Genomic DNA, 16872 nt, shown 5'->3' with positions numbered 1-16872 from the left:
ATAGATATACTGATGAAGAAGGAGATCGCAAATGAATATCCGCAACACAAATGGTTGGAATCGGAAAATCGATCGCAGAGCGCTGCTCACTTCATTGGGTATGTTCGGGGTCGGAATGGTAGGCGGCAATTGGTTGTCGAAAGAGCTGGAGCTCGGTGATGAGGGCGGTGACGTGGTGAACGCTGCTGCGGCTGCAGGTTCCGAAGCGAAGCTTAGTTGGCTGAATGTAAAATCGTTCGGAGCTAAAGGAAACAACAAAACAGATGATACCGCAGCGTTCCAAAAGGCATTGAAGCAGGCAGGGGGCGGTGTCGTATATGTCCCGAGAGGAACGTATGTCATCTCTGATACGCTGCAGTTGAAAGGGAACACATCGCTCATTGGGGATGGAAAAGCTCTGTCGATTATTCGGATGAGGGCACGGGGAAAAGACGGGATTCGTATTATCGATGCGAATCAGGCTTACGTAGGCCACATTCAAATCCGTGATGTGCTCAATCCGGGAGAAGCGGAAAGCCATGGCTTCAACATCATGTCGGGCAAACATGTCGTGTTGGAGCATTGCCAGGCCTTCAACTGTGATAATACGGGGATCCGAATCGGGTTCGATCATAGAGGCGTGACGGAAGACTGCAAGGTGCTTTTTTGCGAGGTGTCCAAAGTAGTTGAAGGCTCCGGCATCGAGGTTATTCGTGCCGATGGCGCCGTTGTGTTAGGCTGCACGGTTGCCGAATGTGCGCAGCACGGGATCCGTATATGCGGGGCAAAACGGGCCACTGTAAGTTACAATACGCTGTCCTATAACAACCAATCGGACATCTCGATCCAGGGGTTCGGGGACGGTCAAGACGTGTCGCATCGTGCCGAGCGGTTTTTGGTCTCCCATAATCAGTGTAAAGGCGGCGGGCAAAATGCCGGTATTATGCTGTTTAATTATGCGAATAACGGTGTCGTGTCCGAAAATGTCGTGCAAAACAATGTCGTGGGCATTGAAGCCTATGCGCCTAAGCAGCGGGGCAATTACGATGTGAGCTTCACCAACAATGTAATTATGCAGTGTCAAACCGGGATTCGTGTATTGGGAACGCAGAAAAGGTTGTATTTTAAGCAAAATGCAATTATGGACTTTGGGTTAAATGAGCTGGCTAAAAACACCGCGCAACTGACAGGGATCGATATTAACGGTCTCGGCGAGTCTCTCAATCATATATTTGTGGAGCATAACTCGATCACGAACGCTTGGAGCGAAACGGTTCAAATTGCCGTTAAAGTAAGAGAGCTCAAGGGCAACGCACAAATATGGATACGCCACAATCAAGTGGCGCTCCGCAAGCCGTTATCGGCCGGTTGGCTGCAGCATTTAGGGAATGAAGGGACGATCATTACGCGGGTAGGAAATGAAGAATCGAATGTAATGATTCCTATCGAAAACGTATAGAGTAAAGGACACTTTGAACAACCTCTTAGAGAACACCTTTTTGTGGTGACAAGCATATGATAATCAATATTGTGAGCATCACAAAGAGGTGGAAGAATGAAAGTTACTCATACGAAATTGAAAGAGGTATACATTATAGAACCGGACGTGTTCCAAGATGATCGCGGCTTCTTTATGGAAAGCTATCATGCGTTAAAATTGGAGCCGTACGGCATCATCCATTCGTTCGTGCAAGATAATCATTCGTTGTCGGTGCAGACGGGAACGCTGCGGGGGCTGCATTACCAATTGGCTCCGCAAGCTCAGGCCAAATTGGTGCGGGTGGTGGCAGGGGCCATCTACGATGTCGCGGTGGACATTCGACCGGGATCGGCGACGTTCGGACAATGGGTCGGTGTGGAGCTGAGCGCCTCCAACAAGCGGCAGCTGCTCATTCCGCATGGTTTTGCCCATGGGTTCTGCACGTTGGCGCCCGACACGGAGGTTCTGTATAAAGTAGATGCGTATTACGCTCCCGATCTGGATCGGGGAATTACATGGAATGATCCGGTCATCAACATCGCTTGGCCTATCCAGAGCCCGATCATGTCAGAGAAGGATCAGAAGCATCCCTTGCTGTGTGCCGCCGAACTGCCAAACGTAAATGGTGTGTTCCATGCGCCCACGGACGCTGGAAGCGAAGGCGAGCGCCTATGATGAATTCTCCTGCTGATAAAATACTTGTGACTGGCGCCAAGGGACAGCTAGGCGCCGAAATGATGGCCCTCCTTCAGCGGAAGGGGATAGTCGCGGTCGGTTACGGACGGGATGGACTCGATATTACGGATGCGGAGCAAGTGATGGACGTGATGCTGCGGGAGCGCCCGACTCATGTCATTCATGCTGGAGCTTATACGAAGGTGGATGATGCGGAAGGCGATCGGGATACCGCTTACCTGGTAAATGCGTATGGAACCCGCAATGTTGCGGTAGCAGCAGCGCAAGCCGGGTCGCGGCTCGTGTACATTAGCACCGATTATGTATTTGACGGACGGGCGGCGCATCCATACAACGAGTTCGAACCCGTGCGTCCGATAAATAGGTATGGGCGCTCCAAGTGGGAAGGGGAGCAATTCGTGCGCCAGCATCATTCCCGTGCATTCATCGTCCGCACCTCATGGGTATTCGGGGCTTATGGGGAGAACTTTGTGAAGATGATACTCCGCAAGGCGCAGACCGAGTCAGAGCTGCAGGTCGTTCACGATCAAGTCGGCTGTCCTACTTATACGCTCGACTTGTCAGAGGCGATCATTCGTCTGCTCGCGACCGATAAATACGGTACCTATCATATAACGAATAGCGGTACATGCTCATGGCATTCGTTCGCCGCTGCCATCGTGGCGGAAGCAGGCTTGTCCACGAAGGTTCGCCCTGTCGGAACATCGCAATTTCCGCGTCCGGCACGCCGTCCGGGATATTCGGTGTTGGAGCCAATGGCGCTGCGGCTGAACGGCTTTCCCCTGCTGCGGCATTGGACGGAGGCGCTGCAGCATTTCGTGAAGGAGTGCATGGAGAAGCCGCAGAGCGATTACAACGGGAAGAAGTAAAAGAAATATTACCGGTACCCGGAGGGGTTATGATGAAGCAACTATGGAATCGTTGGCGGCCTTGGCACAAGGTCGCCTTTGTGATGTTCGGCACCCTTCTGATTGCCGGGACGGTGGGGTGCATTACGGTATGGTACATGCTTAAAGAGACGGCAGATACGATGTATGAGCCGCTTCCTTCCCGCGAAAGGCCGTCGTTTCTGACATCCGATGGGGCGAATTCCGGCCGAACGGACCTTCCTAAGCTGTCCGCAGGTTCGGATGCTGACCGCAACCGCGCACCGCTATCCGTGCATGACGGCGGTATGCCCGATTTATCCGCCCAGGACCCATTCACGCTGCTCCTCATTGGAGTCGATGAACGGGACGGGGATCGCGGCCGCTCTGATACGCTTGCGTTCGTTACGGTTCAGCCGAAGCGGGGAACGGCATCTATTCTGAGCATTCCGCGGGATACGAGAACAAGGATTGAGGGGACAAGCACAGAGGATAAAATCAATCACGCCTACGCCTTCGGCGGTGTGCTGATGACCGTAGCGACCGTGGAGAAGCTGCTTCAGGCGCCTGTCCACTTTTATGTGAAGACGAATATGGATGGCTTTACGGCCATGATCGACGCAATCGATGGCGTGGATGTAGCGAACGCGTTTGACTTTGATTTGGATGGAGCCGTGTTTCAACAAGGGAATATTCATTTAAGCGGCAGTGATGCGTTGAAATTTGTCCGCATGCGCAAGCAGGACCCGGATGGTGATTTCGGCCGAATGAGCCGGCAAAGGCAAGTGCTGCAGGCGATGCTGCATAAAGCGGGCCGTCTCAGCTCGGCTGCCAGTTGGGGCACTCTGCTCGACCACGTAAAACGGTATGTGCGCACGAACATCCGGTTTGAGCAGTGGTCCGATTTATGGCTTCATTATCGCTCGGAGATTAATAATGTGGAGCATGACACACTGCAGGGCAAGGGCGCGAAAATTGGCGGAATTTATTATTTGCTTGTCGATGATCAGGAGAGGCAGCGGGTGAGGAAAAATATTTATAAAAATTTGGATGATACACCTTGACAAATGTATTCACAATACTTTACATTTATGATACGAATTGTAACGTGAGAGCGGACAATCGATGCAAAGGGGAGTGCCTAATGAAGACGGACATGCGGCAAACCGAGCAAGCGATATATTGTATTGGGTGCGGACAGATGCTCGACGAGGAACATTCCATGCTGCATTTTCGAACAGGATTTTATTATGGACGTATACCATTAGGCGCGTGTCAACCCTGCATAGCAGCCTATACACCGTTACAAATGCTATGGAGAGCGGTCATGTCGGAAACGGCGTACGGCTATCCGAATTAAGCATCTTTCCTACCGGTAATTCTTCTTCCTCTATATATGGAACGAGAAGCAAGCGCTACCCCGCTTGCTTCTCGTTCACCTTTTTCTCCTCTGTTTCCGAATTGCTTCCTTCCGCCTTGCGTTTTCCTTTGTGGGCGCCCGAATGATCTTCAGTAGGGGCCAGCCGCTCTACGAGACTGGTTCCGTTCAATATCCCACCTTCTTCGATAACGAGCAACCCGGATTCGCAATTGCCGCATACTTGGCCGGTTGAAGTGATAAGCAGCTTGCCGGAAGTATGTATGTCGCCGACGACGGTACCGGCAATGACGATGAAGCTGGCGGACAGCGTGGAGTGCGCTTCACCGCGTTCACCGATCGTGATGGAGCCGCTGCTTGTAATTTCCCCTTTGAATTTTCCGTCAATGCGGATATTGGATTCACAATGGATGTTACCTTCGAATGCTGTGCCAGGCCCGATAAAAGTGTCGGTTTGCTTCGGCTGATACGCTGCACGACGACGGAACATGTGTGATACCTCCTTATATGGCGCAGTTAATATTTCTCTCTGCTGCCTGACGATAGCTGCGGCTCCTTCGGCAGGACAGGCCGGCGATTTAACGGGGAAGGCTGACTGGTTGAAGAAGAAGCGGATGTCACGGACGGGGCGCTCCCTACGAACGGAAGCGGGTCAATCGGCTCGCTTTTCTGCACAACCTGGAAGTGAAGGTGAGGCCCGGTACTGCGCCCCGTACTGCCAACCTTCGCGATTTCATCCCCTTTTGCCACCCGCGATCCTGCCTCGACATCGATACGCTGCAAATGCATATACCAAGTGTCCAGCTGATTGACGTGGCGGATAATAATATAGTGGCCGCGGCCTGAATTGAATCCGGCTTCAATGACATCGCCGTCTGCAGCGGCATATACCGGGTCGCCCATCTCGCCGCCGATGTCGATACCTGCATGGAAGGCGGCTCGCCTGTTGAGGGGGTCCTGCCGGTATCCGAAGCTGGATGTGATGCGGCGTGACGTCGTCGGCCAGATGGACGGCGTTCCGTCTATCGTCGTTTGTTTCGTAAGCGCCTGCTTCATTGTAGCAGGAGCGCTCTGCTGTACTGTGGCGAGCATGTGGCGAACCTGTTCCAGATCGAAGCTGGAACGATGGGCAAGATCGATAATCTGCTCTGAGCGCACCTTTTGTTCCTCGCCGCCGACTTGAACGCGCTCGTTCCAAGCGGTGTGCCGAGCCGTATAGGTTGATGGACTATCTTTTTCCGTTCGGACGTCGATATAGCCCTCGACGAACTGCTGCATCTGCATCTCTAGATTACTCATCTGTTCCACGCGGTCTTTGACCGATTGAGTCTCGGAGGAGAGGCGGACGATCTCGTTCTGCAGCACACGAATCGCCTCATCTTTATCCTTCACGGTAATGTTCAATGCTAACGATTGATTGGAGAGCTGGCCTTCCAAATCGCGAATGTGAGCGGCCGATTTCCACTGCATGCTTAAAATAAGACCGGATATGGACAGTACAGCGGCAATCGGAACGGAGACAATTAGCATTTTCGACATATTCAATTGTCTGACCGTCTGTTCCGCGTCGCGGATGACAAGTAACGTCATTCTTCCCTTCCACCAACGCCGTTTCATCATATCACCTCGGCTTTAGCGTCAACTGCAAGTTTACTCTCTATTGCACTCTATTCAATTGTCTCTCCAAACATACCTTTTTATTTCGTCACTCTTTTACATCAGCTGTCTCTGCGGCGTCCTGATCAGCGTTCCGCTGCTTATAGATCGAGTGGCCGGATGCCAAAAACAGCTTTACACGTCGATTTCCGTCCTGATTCTGTTCCTCTTGCTTAACGACGTAACCTTCCCCCTCAATATCTACCTTCCATTCGAGCAATTGACAGATAGCGAGCGCATCGCGCAACGGCAGACCTGATAGGGAAGGCAGCTTGATTCGTTCGCGCTTGTCCGTCACCAAGTAGACTGCTTCCTCCGTGAACAGCTTTGTCCCTTCTGACGGATATTGCTCAAGCACCTTCGAACCGTTGCCCAGCACGACCGCATCGAGACTTTCCTGCTTAATGGATGCGACGGCAGCCTTGACTTCCTGCGCGATGTAATTCCCAGTGGTTGCCTGCGGCTTCGGCCCGCTCTGGTTCCCTGCGCCCCCGGCAGAATCGGCTGTGCGCGACGTGTCTGCAACGTTCTTTTCCGGCTTGACGCCCATATACTGCATCGTGCGCAGCATCGTGTCGCGGAAGGCGGGCATTGCCACACGGCCTCCAAGGGTATAGTCTCCGTTCATCTGCGGCTGATCCACGACAATAGCGACGACCGCCTTCGGATTGTCTGCGGGCGCATAACCGACGAAGGAAATGAGCCAAGTTGTTTTGGAATAGCCGCGTCCCTCTGGAATCTGGGCCGTCCCCGTCTTGCCAGCTACACGATAGCCGTCGATATAGGCAGGCTTACCCGTGCCATTAAGGATGACCTTCTCCAAGCGTTCGGTTACTTCTTTGGCCGTGGCAGCGGACACGATGCGCCGTTCGCCGCGCGGTGAAGAGGCAGGAGTGTGAATGATGCTCGGCTGCTTCCACGTCCCGCCATTCGCAATCGCTGCATAGGAGGTGGCGAGCTGGAGCGAATTGACGATAATCCCGCCTTGACCAAAGGTTGCCGTAGCGATTTCGGAAGGCCGCTCGAAGGCAATGATTGGTTTGGATTCGCTGCCTAATTCGATACCGGTCTGCTTCGCGAAGCCGAAGCGGGTAATGTAGTCTTTAAGCTTGTCCGCCCCAAGCTGTTCGAGCCCGAGCTTGATGAAGGCGACATTACTTGACTTCTCCAGTCCTTCCTGATAACTGATGTAACCCCATCCTTCAGTTTTGACATCGTGAATGGGGCTCCGGCTCCCTGACACGGTGATGTGTCCGGATTTGAAATGATCCTCCGCCCGGAATACACCTTCCTCGATAGCCGCGGCTAACGTGACTAATTTGAAGGTGGAGCCAGGCTCGTACCCGAAGTGGATCGTATGATTCGTCAAGGCGCCGATGTCGGGAATCTTCCAGTAGCTGTTCGGATTGAAGTCTGGCATGGAGGTCATGGCGAGCACCTCCATCGTGTTCGGATCCATGACGACGCCCATCGCTTTGTGCGGGCGCCATTCTGCCATCACCTGCTTCATTGCATCATTCAGAAAACGCTGAATTTCAATATCTATCGTCAACGTTACCGATTCTCCGTCCGTCGGGTATCGGATCGTCTCCTTGCCGCTTGGAATGGGATTGCCTCGGTTATCCTTCAGGAACTCCACCTTGCCGTCTTGGCCTTGGAGAAGAGCGTCGTATTTTGCTTCAGTTCCCGAGATCGCTTCGCCTTCCTTGTTAATGTAGCCGACAACATGGGCGGCTAATTCATTATAAGGATAGTAACGCTTCGTCGCTTTTAGAAGGCCAACGCCATAGTCTGGGAAATGCAGCCATTCGCCAAAGTCGTTATATTCCCCGAAATGCTCCTTGAAGCGATCCAGTTGGGTATAATCCATATTCCAGCCTTGTGTGTGAACTTCCACTTGCTGCTGCTTCGTTCGCTTGATGAGATCTTCCAGCTCGGATCGCGGCTTGCCAATGAGATTATGCAAGCCGCTGGCCACCTTGTCTTCCTGCTTAAGCTCTGCAATCTCTTTCGGAAACAGCACGAGGTTATATGCGGAGGCTTCCAGCGCCAGAGGCTTGTGATTGCGGTCGTAGATCGTGCCGCGCTTCGCCTGAAGCACTTCGCTGCGGGCCCAGGTTCGCAGGTTGCTTTCCATGTAAAAGTTATAGTTTACGACTTGAATCCAGAATGTGCGTATGATTAATACGATAAAGACGCATACCATGAGCATACCGAGAACGATGACACGCAATCGTATCCTCTGATTCATTGGTAAAATCCTCCTTGCCCGATTCGAATGGTAATATTTACTTTACCTTGATTGTTATTGTAGCGCAAGGCATAGAAGGCACTGCAAAGGCTAAAAGAAGTGTTCAAAAAGTCCACTTTTGACCGCGAAGATTCATGACCGGATTTCCGTTTCGCCCCGCCCCAAATTATGATATAGATTAAAATATGTAATTTCTTAACGAGTTCGGAGGTTAACCTTATTATGATATGGGTCGTAGTGGCGCTGCTCATTTATGTTTTTCAAATCATTACGATCGTGCTATTGGAGTATAAGCATCCTTCCAAAGCCGTTGCATGGCTGCTCATCCTGTTCTGTTTTCCGCTCATCGGCTTTGTGATGTACTATTTTCTAGCCCAGGAATATACAGCCCGCCGCCGGGTAAGGAAGCGGGAGCTATGGGCGGATGATATGAGCAAGCGCGACCAGGTGCAGTTTCGAGAGATACGAAATGTATCGGAATTGAATAACCGTGAAATGCAAGGACAAGCGAGGCTGTTCGCTTTGATTTCTTCGTTGTCCGCGAGCCCGATTACAGGCCGCAACCGAACGAAGGTGCTGACGAATGGTCAAGCCACCTTCGAATCCATGCTTGAGGCGATTCGTGCGGCGGAGCGCCATATCCATATGGAATTTTACATTTTGCGGGATGACGGCATCGGAACGATGTTTCAAGACGCTCTCATTGCCAAGGCGAGAGAAGGCGTAAAGGTGCGCATCATTGCGGATGGAGTGGGGAGCATTGAGCTGCGGCACAAATTTTTGCGCAAATTTCGGGAAGCAGGCATAGAGTTTCATTGGTTTTTGCCGTTGTCGGTTTCCTTCTTCCGCCGCCGCTTGAATTACCGCAATCATCGCAAAATTCTAGTCGTGGATGGAAAGACAGGCTTTGTGGGCGGCATTAATATCGGAGACGATTACTTGGGCCTGAACCGCAAGCTTGGCTTCTGGCGGGATACGCATCTGCGGGTAGAAGGGGATGCGGTATACGCATTACAGGCCGTATTTTTGCATGATTGGTCGTTCGTGAAGGAAGAGGCATTGACCCGTTCGGATATGTTCCCGGAACATCATTGCTCTGGACAGGAGCAGGTGAAGATGATCTCAAGCGGACCGGATACGAACTGGGATGCCATTCAGGAGCTATTTTTCGGGGCATTGAGTACGGCGAAGGATAGAGTATGGATTATAACGCCGTATTTCATTCCCGACCCCAGCATTCAATTGTCACTCAAGACGGCGGCAGTGAGCGGCATTGACGTGCGTATCATCATTCCAGGCAAGTCGGATTCGAAGATTGTGGACTGGGCTTCCTTATCGTATGTCGAGGAACTGATGCAGGCGGGTGTTACTTTCTATCAATATCAAAAAGGCTTTGCCCATGCAAAGACATTCATTATGGATCGTACGCTCGCTTCGGTCGGTACGGCGAATCTGGATATGCGGAGCTTCTTCAGCAATTTCGAATTAAATGCGGTGCTGTTTGATGAACACGCAATCGATCGTTTGGAGGAAGACTTCCACCAAGACTTTGCGGATAGTGTAGAGATTGACTATCATGCGTTCGCGAGACGCTCACGCTGGCAGCGGACTGCCGAGGCTTTTGCCCGGTTGCTATCGCCGCTTCTCTAAGAGGTTGTTCACAAAGTCCCAAGCGGCCTTTTTGAACACGTACTTTTAAGAAGTTGTTTAAAACAGGATGAGTCATCGGGGACAACCTCTATCGGAATTTTATGTTTGCTTCGTAAGCATTTGGGCGGACAGGGCCTGTAAAACCGCCTCAATGGGCTGAGGCACGGCCTGTTGAATGAGATCGCCGATAGCTTGCAGTCGTTCCGCCGCATTCAACAGATTGAACTCCCGCGGCTTCGGATTGCGATGGACCTCGTCCCAAGTAAGCGGCATCGATACAGATGCATAGCGTGTCGCCCGCGGTGTGTACGGTGCGGCAATCGTCCTTCCGGCATCGTGCTGCATGTAGTCAATGTAGATGCGATCGCCCCGGTTTTTTTTGAAGCGCTCAATCGTGAACAGCTTCGGGTGCTGTTCACATAGATAGGTGGCGAGCAGCAGCCCCAGCTCTTTTAACTGGGTGAAGGAAGGACCTTTCTTAATAGGTATGACCAGTTGCACTCCAGTGGCGCCGGATGTCTTCGGGATGGAATGAATGCCGAGCTGCTGAAGGAGCTGACCGACGATCGCGGCTGCCTCCATAATTCGCTCCTCTTCCTGTACGGAAGGATCCAGATCGATAATCCACTCGGAAGGGAATGGATCCTGCACCCGATGAAGGGAAGGATGGTACTCGATGCAGGCCAGATTGCCAAGCCAAATAAGCGTGGGCACATGCTGCAAGACGACATATTCAATCCCTTCCTGAACAGCGGTGTGTACGAATGCCGGTGTCGGGGCAGGCGCATTTTTTTGATAAAAAAAATGGCCGTCCACGCCGTCTGGATAACGAATCGTCGTTAAATAGCGATCTCGGCAGGCGGGCAGCAGAAAGGGGCTCAAGCGAATGAGCTCCTGGATGAACCGCACTTTCGTAATCCCCATCTCTGGCCAGAGCATCTTGTTCGGATTCGTAATGACAAGCTCATGGCCGTCTACATTCAACGCAGTAGACGCTTGTTTTCCCATTGAGTGTTTCCCTCCCGTTTCCTGATTCCTGTGACCCAATTGACCCTATTAGAGGTTGTTCAACAACGGAAAAATTTGAATTCGCGGATGTCGCAGCTGCCCTGCCGGCGTGTATTCGAGCGCAGACACACGAATAGGAATCGGCTGCTGGAACCATACGATCGGTTCGCGCATCAAGGAAGTTGGAATGGATCCAACGGCAGGGCGAGACGCTTCATATTGAACGGCCCAAGCGAGCAGCAGTTGCCGGTGGGTCTCGTCCAACCCAATGGAGGCTTTTCCGATATATTGCTGCTGCTCGTTCGTCAGCACGACGCTGGCGGGGCGCTTGCCGTTCAGCAGGAAGCCGACAGCCCAGCCATCAAGCTGCACGTCCTTCTTATGCTTGTACCAATCGCGGTGCTGCTTGCCCGACACATAGGGGGAAGCTTTGCGCTTGCTTACGACGCCTTCCCATTCATGCTGCTGCACCCATTCCCAGAGCGAAGCTCCATCGGAGAATGTATCTGCGACGAAGCAGTGGGCGCTCTTCTCCGGAATGAGCTCAGTCAGCATATGATGCCGCTCCTCGTACGGAAGTGATCTCACGTTCTGCTCGCGGATGCCGAGCACGTCAAAGACGACGTATGTGGCATGCAGGCCGGTATGGAGCGGATTCTGGCTGCGCGTCCGCTCACGCTGCAGCACGAGCGGGAATGAAGGCCGGTTCAGCGTCGGGTCGAAGACGACGACTTCGCCGTCAAGCAGCACGGATTGTCCGGCAAGCGAGGCGCATCGTTCCAGCGTGACCGTCACTTCGCCAAAGATTGCGGTTTTCTCCAACAATCGTTTGGAGAACAAGCGCACTTGGCCGCGATGGCACTGCGCTATGATACGGACACCGTCCCACTTCAGCTGATGCAGCCAGTCAGCACCCTCCGGGATGCGGTCCACAAGCAGCGGCGACATCGGCGGCGACGGAAGCGCAAGCGAAGCGGGAAGCGTTGGCTCTAATCGCGAATGGCGCGCGGATTCGCCGGCAGCGTCATTCATAGCCTACTGTGCCGCTTCATCCGCTTGCTTCTTCGCGGTCTTGCGCCGCGAGCGGCGAGCGGCTGGCTTCGCTTCTAGCTCTGCTTCCGCTGGCGCTGTGCCAGTCGCTTCCGCCGGAAGCCCTGCCGCCGCCTTGCGGGAAGTCCGCCGGCGCGTCGTTGGCGCCGCTTCCTTCGCCTCGCCCGCCGCTGCGGACGGGTCGGCTGTGGCCTTCTTCCGCGGCTTGCGCGACGCCGGCGCAGGTGCCGCCCCCGCACCGGTGCCCGAGGCGGTTGCCACTGCACGCCCAGTGCCCGGATCGGTGCCGAGCGGCTGCTTCATCGCATTGATGCTCGCCTGCAAGGCGGCCATCAAGTCGACGATGTTGTCCGCAGGCTGCACGGATGGCGCGGCGCTCACTTCTTGTCCAGCAATCTTCCGCTGTATTTGATCCAATAGCCGTGCCCGATATTCATCCGTATATTTTTCAGGTTCAAATTCGGTCGATAATTGGCTAATCAGCAGCTTGGCCATGTCGAGCTCCTTTGGATTCACCTCCACATGCTCAGGGACGTTCGGAACCTGAGATAAGGCACGGATCTCGTCTGGATAGAACATGGTCTCCATGACAAGGCAGTTGTCGATGACCCGAATCGCCGCCAGACTGCTCTTGGCACGAATCGTTACTTTGGCGATGCCAATCTTGGCGGTCTCTTTCAACGCTTCCCGCAGTAGCTGGTACGCATTCGAACCGGCTTGATCAGGGGACAAATAGTACGTTTTCTGGAAATAAACGGGATCGATCTCCTTTAAATCGACGAAATCCAAAATGGTAATGGCCCGGTTAGCATCTTCCTGCAACTGCTCCAACTCGTCCTTGTCGAACAGAACAAACTTGCCCTTCTCATATTCATATCCTTTTATGATCTCATCCCAAGCGACTTCTTTGTCACAGACGGGGCAGCTGCGAACGTAGGACAGCGGGCTTCCGCATTCTTTGTGAATCATGCGCATTGAGATGTCTTTGTCTTCAGTGGCGGTATGCATTTTGACGGGGACGTGAACAAGCCCGAAGCTTATGGCGCCTTTCCATACTGTATGCATGACGGTCCCTCCTTTGTTGTTTCACTGGGTCTGGTACTTGCCTTCTTCCGTGATATTGCGTGTTTTTACGTGCATTACTCTGCTTTCTTCTCAGTATGCGACCGATTTCTCGGATCTACCCATGCATGAAAAAGGCAGCTTTGAGTCACGTTAACAGCGACACCGTAAGGAGGAAGATAACGATGCATGTTAGTCGTGCGAAGCAAATTATCGAGATGACGGATACAGTGCCTGTCCGCTTGGATGACGAGCATCCCGTCTGGATAGAGAGTGTGGACGAAGCGAACGAGATGGCAACGGTTCAAGTAGGAACGAATCCGACCAATACCCATACTGTATCCGTGGGACGTCTGGTGGAAGAGAAGAAAAAGTGAATGATTGAACCGCATGATGGCGTCTGCAGCTTGCAGGCGTCATTTTTTGCGATGTGAATGATGTGGAAGCTTAGGGACAAAGCGGTTGGCAGCTTAGGATTTGTGATATAATAATGAATCAGTTACTAGAGGATGCGACTCATAGATTTTGATGTGGCTTTGTATGGAGGGAATTATGAATCAATCAGCGGAATTTGCCTTCCGATCCACGAGTGAAGCGGATACGGAGCGGTTAGCCGAACGGCTTGCCGCACGATTTCAACCGGGTACGGTTATTGGGCTTGATGGCGATTTAGGAGCGGGCAAGACCCGGTTCTCACAGGCGGTTGCCAAGGCGCTGGGCATTACGGAAATTGTGAATAGTCCGACGTTCACCATCATTAAAGAATACGAAGGCGTTGAATTGCCTTTATATCATATGGATGTATATCGAATATCGATGGCGGAAGCGGATGAACTGGGGCTGGACGATTATTTTTACGGTGATGGGGTATCGCTTGTGGAGTGGTCCAGCATTATTACGCCGATCTTGCCCCCGAAGTATCTTCACTTATTCATTCAGGCGGACGGCGAACACGAGCGCATTATTCGGCTGACAGCCTACGGTGAACCATATGTGACGTGGGTGAACGAACTTAAACGGATGGGAGTATAATCATGGCGGAACAACAAGGCATTCACAACGAACAGGTACTGGCTCTGGACACAGCTACGGCTATGATGACCGTCGCGCTGCTTAGACAAGAGCAAGTCGTCTGTGAGCATGAATCGCAAGCGGAGCGCAACCATTCCATTATGCTCGTGCCTGCCATTCAATCCATGATGAAGGAGCAAGGCTGGACTGGGAACGAAGTGGATCTGGTCACGGTTGGTGTGGGGCCTGGATCGTATACGGGCGTTCGCATTGCTGTAACGGCGGCCAAGACGATGGCTTGGGCGTGGCGTAAGCCGGTGATAGGGGTATCCAGCCTCCATGCGCTCGCTTTGAGCGGGGTGGAGCTGTGCTGTAAGGAACGGTCGCAGCAATGTGCGGGGCAAGGAATGACAGGCGACTGGATATTTCCGTTAATGGATGCACGACGGGGACAGGTCTACACGGCACGCTTTGCTGCAAGAGACAGGGCAACAGAGAACGGATGTCCTTATGTACAGCGTGAGCAGGAAGACGGTATCCGTCTGTTCAGTCAACTCGCAGAAGAGACCGAGCAAGCTTTGCGGGAGAGCGTCGGTGAGCAGGGTACCAAGTTGGCTCATTCCGTGAAGCGTGTATGGTTTGTAGGTGAGGTAGATCCGCAGCGAGAGGCGATCGAGGCGCTGCAGGCACAATTCGGCGAAAGGATTCAAGCGGTGGCCTGCACGATGAAGTCACATTGGATCGGCAGATTGGGGCTGCAGGCATGGCACAGCGGCGAATGGACAGACACACACCGAATCGAGCCGAATTACACGCAATTGGCAGAAGCGGAAGCGAAGCTGCTAGCCAAGGAACAAGCTGCCGCGAGGGCGAACAAGTAACCGTAAAAGGAGCGCGATCCGGATGGGACAAGCTGAACGGAGAGATGAGCAAGCCGCGTCTGAAGGACCAATGGATACCGATAAGCAAGGTGCAACGGGAGATAAGCGTCGTGGTGGCAGAGAAGAGGTTCCCGTCGACTTTCGTTGGATGGTTATTGAGGACATTCCCGGCGTCATGACGGTGGAGCATGCCTCTTTTACGATGCCGTGGACACCAGATGCCTTTCGCAACGAGCTGACGCAAAATCATTTTGCTAAATATGTCGTCATGATTTTCGAGGAACGTATTATCGGTTATGCCGGTATGTGGACGGTTCTTGATGAGGCGCACATTACGAATATTGCCGTTCTTCCCGAATTTCGGGGTCATGGACTGGGCGAGCGTCTGCTCTTAGAGCTGGTGGTGCGCGCCATGGCGCTTCAAATGCAGAAGATGACCTTGGAAGTTCGTGTATCCAATCAAGTGGCACAGCAGCTATACGCCAAGTTCGGATTTACAGGCTGCGGGATTCGAAAAGGTTACTATTCAGACAATCAAGAAGACGCGTTGATTATGTGGACGGATTTGGCATAGATGTTGGCGGTGAAAATTCCATCTTCTTTCAATAGCGTCGAATGACTAAAGCAGGTGAATTTATTGATAAATTGTAGTTCTGCACCATCGAAATCATGCATTATTCTGGCCATAGAAACGAGCTGCGACGAGACGTCGGTAGCGATCGTGCGTGACGGACGCGAAGTGTTGTCCAATATGGTGTCGAGTCAAATCGACGTTCACCGCCGCTTCGGCGGCGTCGTACCGGAGATTGCCTCCCGCAAGCATGTGGAGACGATAACGGTCATGCTGGAACAAGCGGTTGACGAAGCGGGCATTAGGATGTCGGATGTGGATGCGATTGCTGTAACGCAAGGTCCAGGCCTTGTAGGCTCGCTGCTCGTCGGCATTGTCGCCGCGAAGGCGTTGGCCATGGCGTTGGATATTCCGCTCATCGGCACACATCATATTGCAGGACATATATATGCCAATCAACTTACGGAACAATTGGTATACCCTTGTATGGCGCTTGTCGTGTCCGGTGGACACACAGAGCTTGTCCATATCGAGAGCGAAGGGCAGTTCCGCGTAATTGGGAAGACTAGAGACGACGCTGTTGGCGAAGCCTATGATAAAGTAGCACGGGCCGTCGGATTTCCTTATCCGGGCGGCCCGCATATCGACCGCTTGGCTGGCGAGGCTGACGATGTTACTGAGCTGCCGCGCGCTTGGCTGGATTCGGATTCCTATGACTTTAGCTTCAGCGGCTTGAAGTCTGCGGTCTTGAATGCGTTGAATCAAGCGAAAATGCGCGGTGAACTGTCGATTCATGCTGCGGTAGCACGCGGATTTCAGGAATCAGTAATCGACGTGCTGACGGGCAAAGCGATGCGTGCCGTACAAGAGTACAAAGTGAAGCAGCTGTTGCTCTGTGGCGGCGTGGCGGCGAATCGCGGTCTCCGTGCGGCTTTAAGTGAATGCTGCAAGGCGGAAGGCGTACCGCTTCTCGTACCGCCATTCGAATACTGCAGCGATAATGCGGCGATGATTGGCGCTGCCGCCTATTTGAAATGGAAGAGCGGACAATTCACTTCGCTTGATTTCACAGCAGAACCGCAGTTCTCCCTAGAAGGCTGGTCTACCGATAAGTAAAAGTTGTACATTTTACTGGATTATTTTCCAACGGATCTTACTTAGACCGCAGAGAATGATTGAGTACAACATATATAGTTCCGACTTTTATTAGCTAAGTGATCAACTATTTGTTCAAAAGGTATTGACTATGCTTGCAATGGACAATATAATATTCAACAAACCTAATCCTTCCATGGAATGGGAATATCGGTGAAACGCTAGGACCAGGAGTAGT

The 16872-nt window shown here is 52.6% G+C and carries 17 protein-coding genes and 1 other annotated feature (1 of these 18 only partly in view); of the genes, 11 read left to right on the top strand and 6 right to left on the bottom strand.

What is annotated here, in order from left to right; all coding sequences use genetic code 11:
- The first annotated feature begins 31 nt into the window (after window positions 1–31).
- The 5 genes from LQV63_RS06235 to LQV63_RS06215 all read left to right on the top strand — a co-directional run bounded on the left by LQV63_RS06235 (window position 32) and on the right by LQV63_RS06215 (window position 4381).
- On the top strand, window positions 32–1438 hold the full coding sequence (locus tag LQV63_RS06235; protein ID WP_233696051.1) for a right-handed parallel beta-helix repeat-containing protein: 1407 nt from the start codon (window positions 32–34) through the stop codon (window positions 1436–1438).
- Between the two features lie 96 nt (window positions 1439–1534).
- Window positions 1535–2134, top strand: coding sequence for a dTDP-4-dehydrorhamnose 3,5-epimerase (gene rfbC, locus LQV63_RS06230; RefSeq protein WP_233696050.1), 600 nt, complete (start codon window positions 1535–1537; stop codon window positions 2132–2134).
- The gene (gene rfbD, locus LQV63_RS06225; RefSeq protein WP_233696049.1) at window positions 2131–3024 is read left to right on the top strand and encodes a dTDP-4-dehydrorhamnose reductase; all 894 of its coding nucleotides are present in this window, start codon (window positions 2131–2133) and stop codon (window positions 3022–3024) included. The genes rfbC and rfbD overlap by 4 nt, the downstream gene beginning before the upstream one ends.
- A 29-nt stretch (window positions 3025–3053) precedes the next feature.
- A complete protein-coding gene (locus LQV63_RS06220; protein ID WP_233696048.1) occupies window positions 3054–4085 on the top strand; it encodes an LCP family glycopolymer transferase in 1032 nt (343 codons plus the stop codon).
- Window positions 4086–4165: 80 nt separating this feature from the next.
- Window positions 4166–4381, top strand: coding sequence for a diaminopimelate decarboxylase (locus tag LQV63_RS06215; protein ID WP_233696047.1), 216 nt, complete (start codon window positions 4166–4168; stop codon window positions 4379–4381).
- A 55-nt stretch (window positions 4382–4436) separates the two neighbouring features.
- On the opposite strand, the gene LQV63_RS06210 is transcribed toward LQV63_RS06215, so the two are convergent.
- The 3 genes from LQV63_RS06210 to LQV63_RS06200 all read right to left on the bottom strand — a co-directional run bounded on the left by LQV63_RS06210 (window position 4437) and on the right by LQV63_RS06200 (window position 8306).
- Window positions 4437–4889 (bottom strand): bactofilin family protein, encoded by a 453-nt coding sequence (locus LQV63_RS06210; RefSeq protein ID WP_019422635.1) that lies wholly within the window; start codon window positions 4887–4889, stop codon window positions 4437–4439.
- A 26-nt stretch (window positions 4890–4915) separates the two neighbouring features.
- Window positions 4916–5989: a M23 family metallopeptidase gene (locus LQV63_RS06205; RefSeq protein WP_233696046.1), complete on the bottom strand. Its 1074-nt coding sequence runs from the start codon at window positions 5987–5989 to the stop codon at window positions 4916–4918.
- Window positions 5990–6104: 115 nt separating this feature from the next.
- Window positions 6105–8306 carry a penicillin-binding transpeptidase domain-containing protein gene (locus LQV63_RS06200; RefSeq protein ID WP_233696045.1) on the bottom strand — a complete coding sequence of 734 codons (2202 nt, stop codon included), beginning with the start codon at window positions 8304–8306 and terminating at the stop codon, window positions 6105–6107.
- 222 nt (window positions 8307–8528) lie between these two features.
- On the opposite strand from LQV63_RS06200, the gene cls reads away from it, so the two are divergent.
- Window positions 8529–9956: a cardiolipin synthase gene (gene cls / locus LQV63_RS06195; RefSeq protein WP_233696044.1), complete on the top strand. Its 1428-nt coding sequence runs from the start codon at window positions 8529–8531 to the stop codon at window positions 9954–9956.
- Window positions 9957–10055: 99 nt separating this feature from the next.
- Here the strand turns inward: cls and ligD are convergent, their stop codons facing one another.
- Genes ligD through ku form a run of 3 tightly spaced genes read right to left on the bottom strand, consistent with a single transcriptional unit; the run spans window position 10056 to window position 13079 of the window.
- A complete protein-coding gene (gene ligD, locus LQV63_RS06190; RefSeq protein ID WP_233696043.1) occupies window positions 10056–10964 on the bottom strand; it encodes a non-homologous end-joining DNA ligase in 909 nt (302 codons plus the stop codon).
- Window positions 10965–11012: 48 nt separating this feature from the next.
- A complete protein-coding gene (locus tag LQV63_RS06185; RefSeq protein WP_233696042.1) occupies window positions 11013–11996 on the bottom strand; it encodes an ATP-dependent DNA ligase in 984 nt (327 codons plus the stop codon).
- Window positions 11997–11999: 3 nt separating this feature from the next.
- Window positions 12000–13079, bottom strand: coding sequence for a non-homologous end joining protein Ku (gene ku / locus LQV63_RS06180; RefSeq protein ID WP_233696041.1), 1080 nt, complete (start codon window positions 13077–13079; stop codon window positions 12000–12002).
- A 182-nt stretch (window positions 13080–13261) separates the two neighbouring features.
- Between ku and LQV63_RS06175 the strand changes: the two genes are divergently transcribed.
- From LQV63_RS06175 to tsaD, 5 genes are all read left to right on the top strand, one after another.
- Entirely contained in the window at window positions 13262–13453 is a 192-nt protein-coding gene (locus LQV63_RS06175; protein WP_019422628.1) for an H-type small acid-soluble spore protein, read from the top strand.
- A 175-nt stretch (window positions 13454–13628) separates the two neighbouring features.
- Window positions 13629–14108, top strand: a complete 480-nt coding sequence (gene tsaE, locus LQV63_RS06170) for a tRNA (adenosine(37)-N6)-threonylcarbamoyltransferase complex ATPase subunit type 1 TsaE (RefSeq protein WP_019422627.1) — start codon at window positions 13629–13631, stop codon at window positions 14106–14108.
- A gap of 2 nt (window positions 14109–14110) precedes the next feature.
- Window positions 14111–14968 carry a tRNA (adenosine(37)-N6)-threonylcarbamoyltransferase complex dimerization subunit type 1 TsaB gene (gene tsaB, locus LQV63_RS06165; RefSeq protein ID WP_233696040.1) on the top strand — a complete coding sequence of 286 codons (858 nt, stop codon included), beginning with the start codon at window positions 14111–14113 and terminating at the stop codon, window positions 14966–14968.
- 70 nt (window positions 14969–15038) lie between these two features.
- Window positions 15039–15542, top strand: a complete 504-nt coding sequence (gene rimI / locus LQV63_RS06160) for a ribosomal protein S18-alanine N-acetyltransferase (RefSeq protein WP_051004521.1) — start codon at window positions 15039–15041, stop codon at window positions 15540–15542.
- Between the two features lie 63 nt (window positions 15543–15605).
- The gene (tsaD, locus tag LQV63_RS06155) at window positions 15606–16655 is read left to right on the top strand and encodes a tRNA (adenosine(37)-N6)-threonylcarbamoyltransferase complex transferase subunit TsaD (protein WP_233696039.1); all 1050 of its coding nucleotides are present in this window, start codon (window positions 15606–15608) and stop codon (window positions 16653–16655) included.
- A gap of 193 nt (window positions 16656–16848) precedes the next feature.
- Window positions 16849–16872, top strand: a binding site (T-box leader) (it continues 259 nt past the right edge of the window).

Origin of the sequence: Paenibacillus profundus (genome assembly GCF_021369635.1) — a bacterium.
Taxonomy (GTDB): Bacteria; Bacillota; Bacilli; order Paenibacillales; family Paenibacillaceae; genus Paenibacillus_B; species Paenibacillus_B profundus.
The sequence above is the reverse complement of the archived record's forward strand: the minus strand, read 5'-3'. Positions and strand labels throughout refer to the sequence as shown.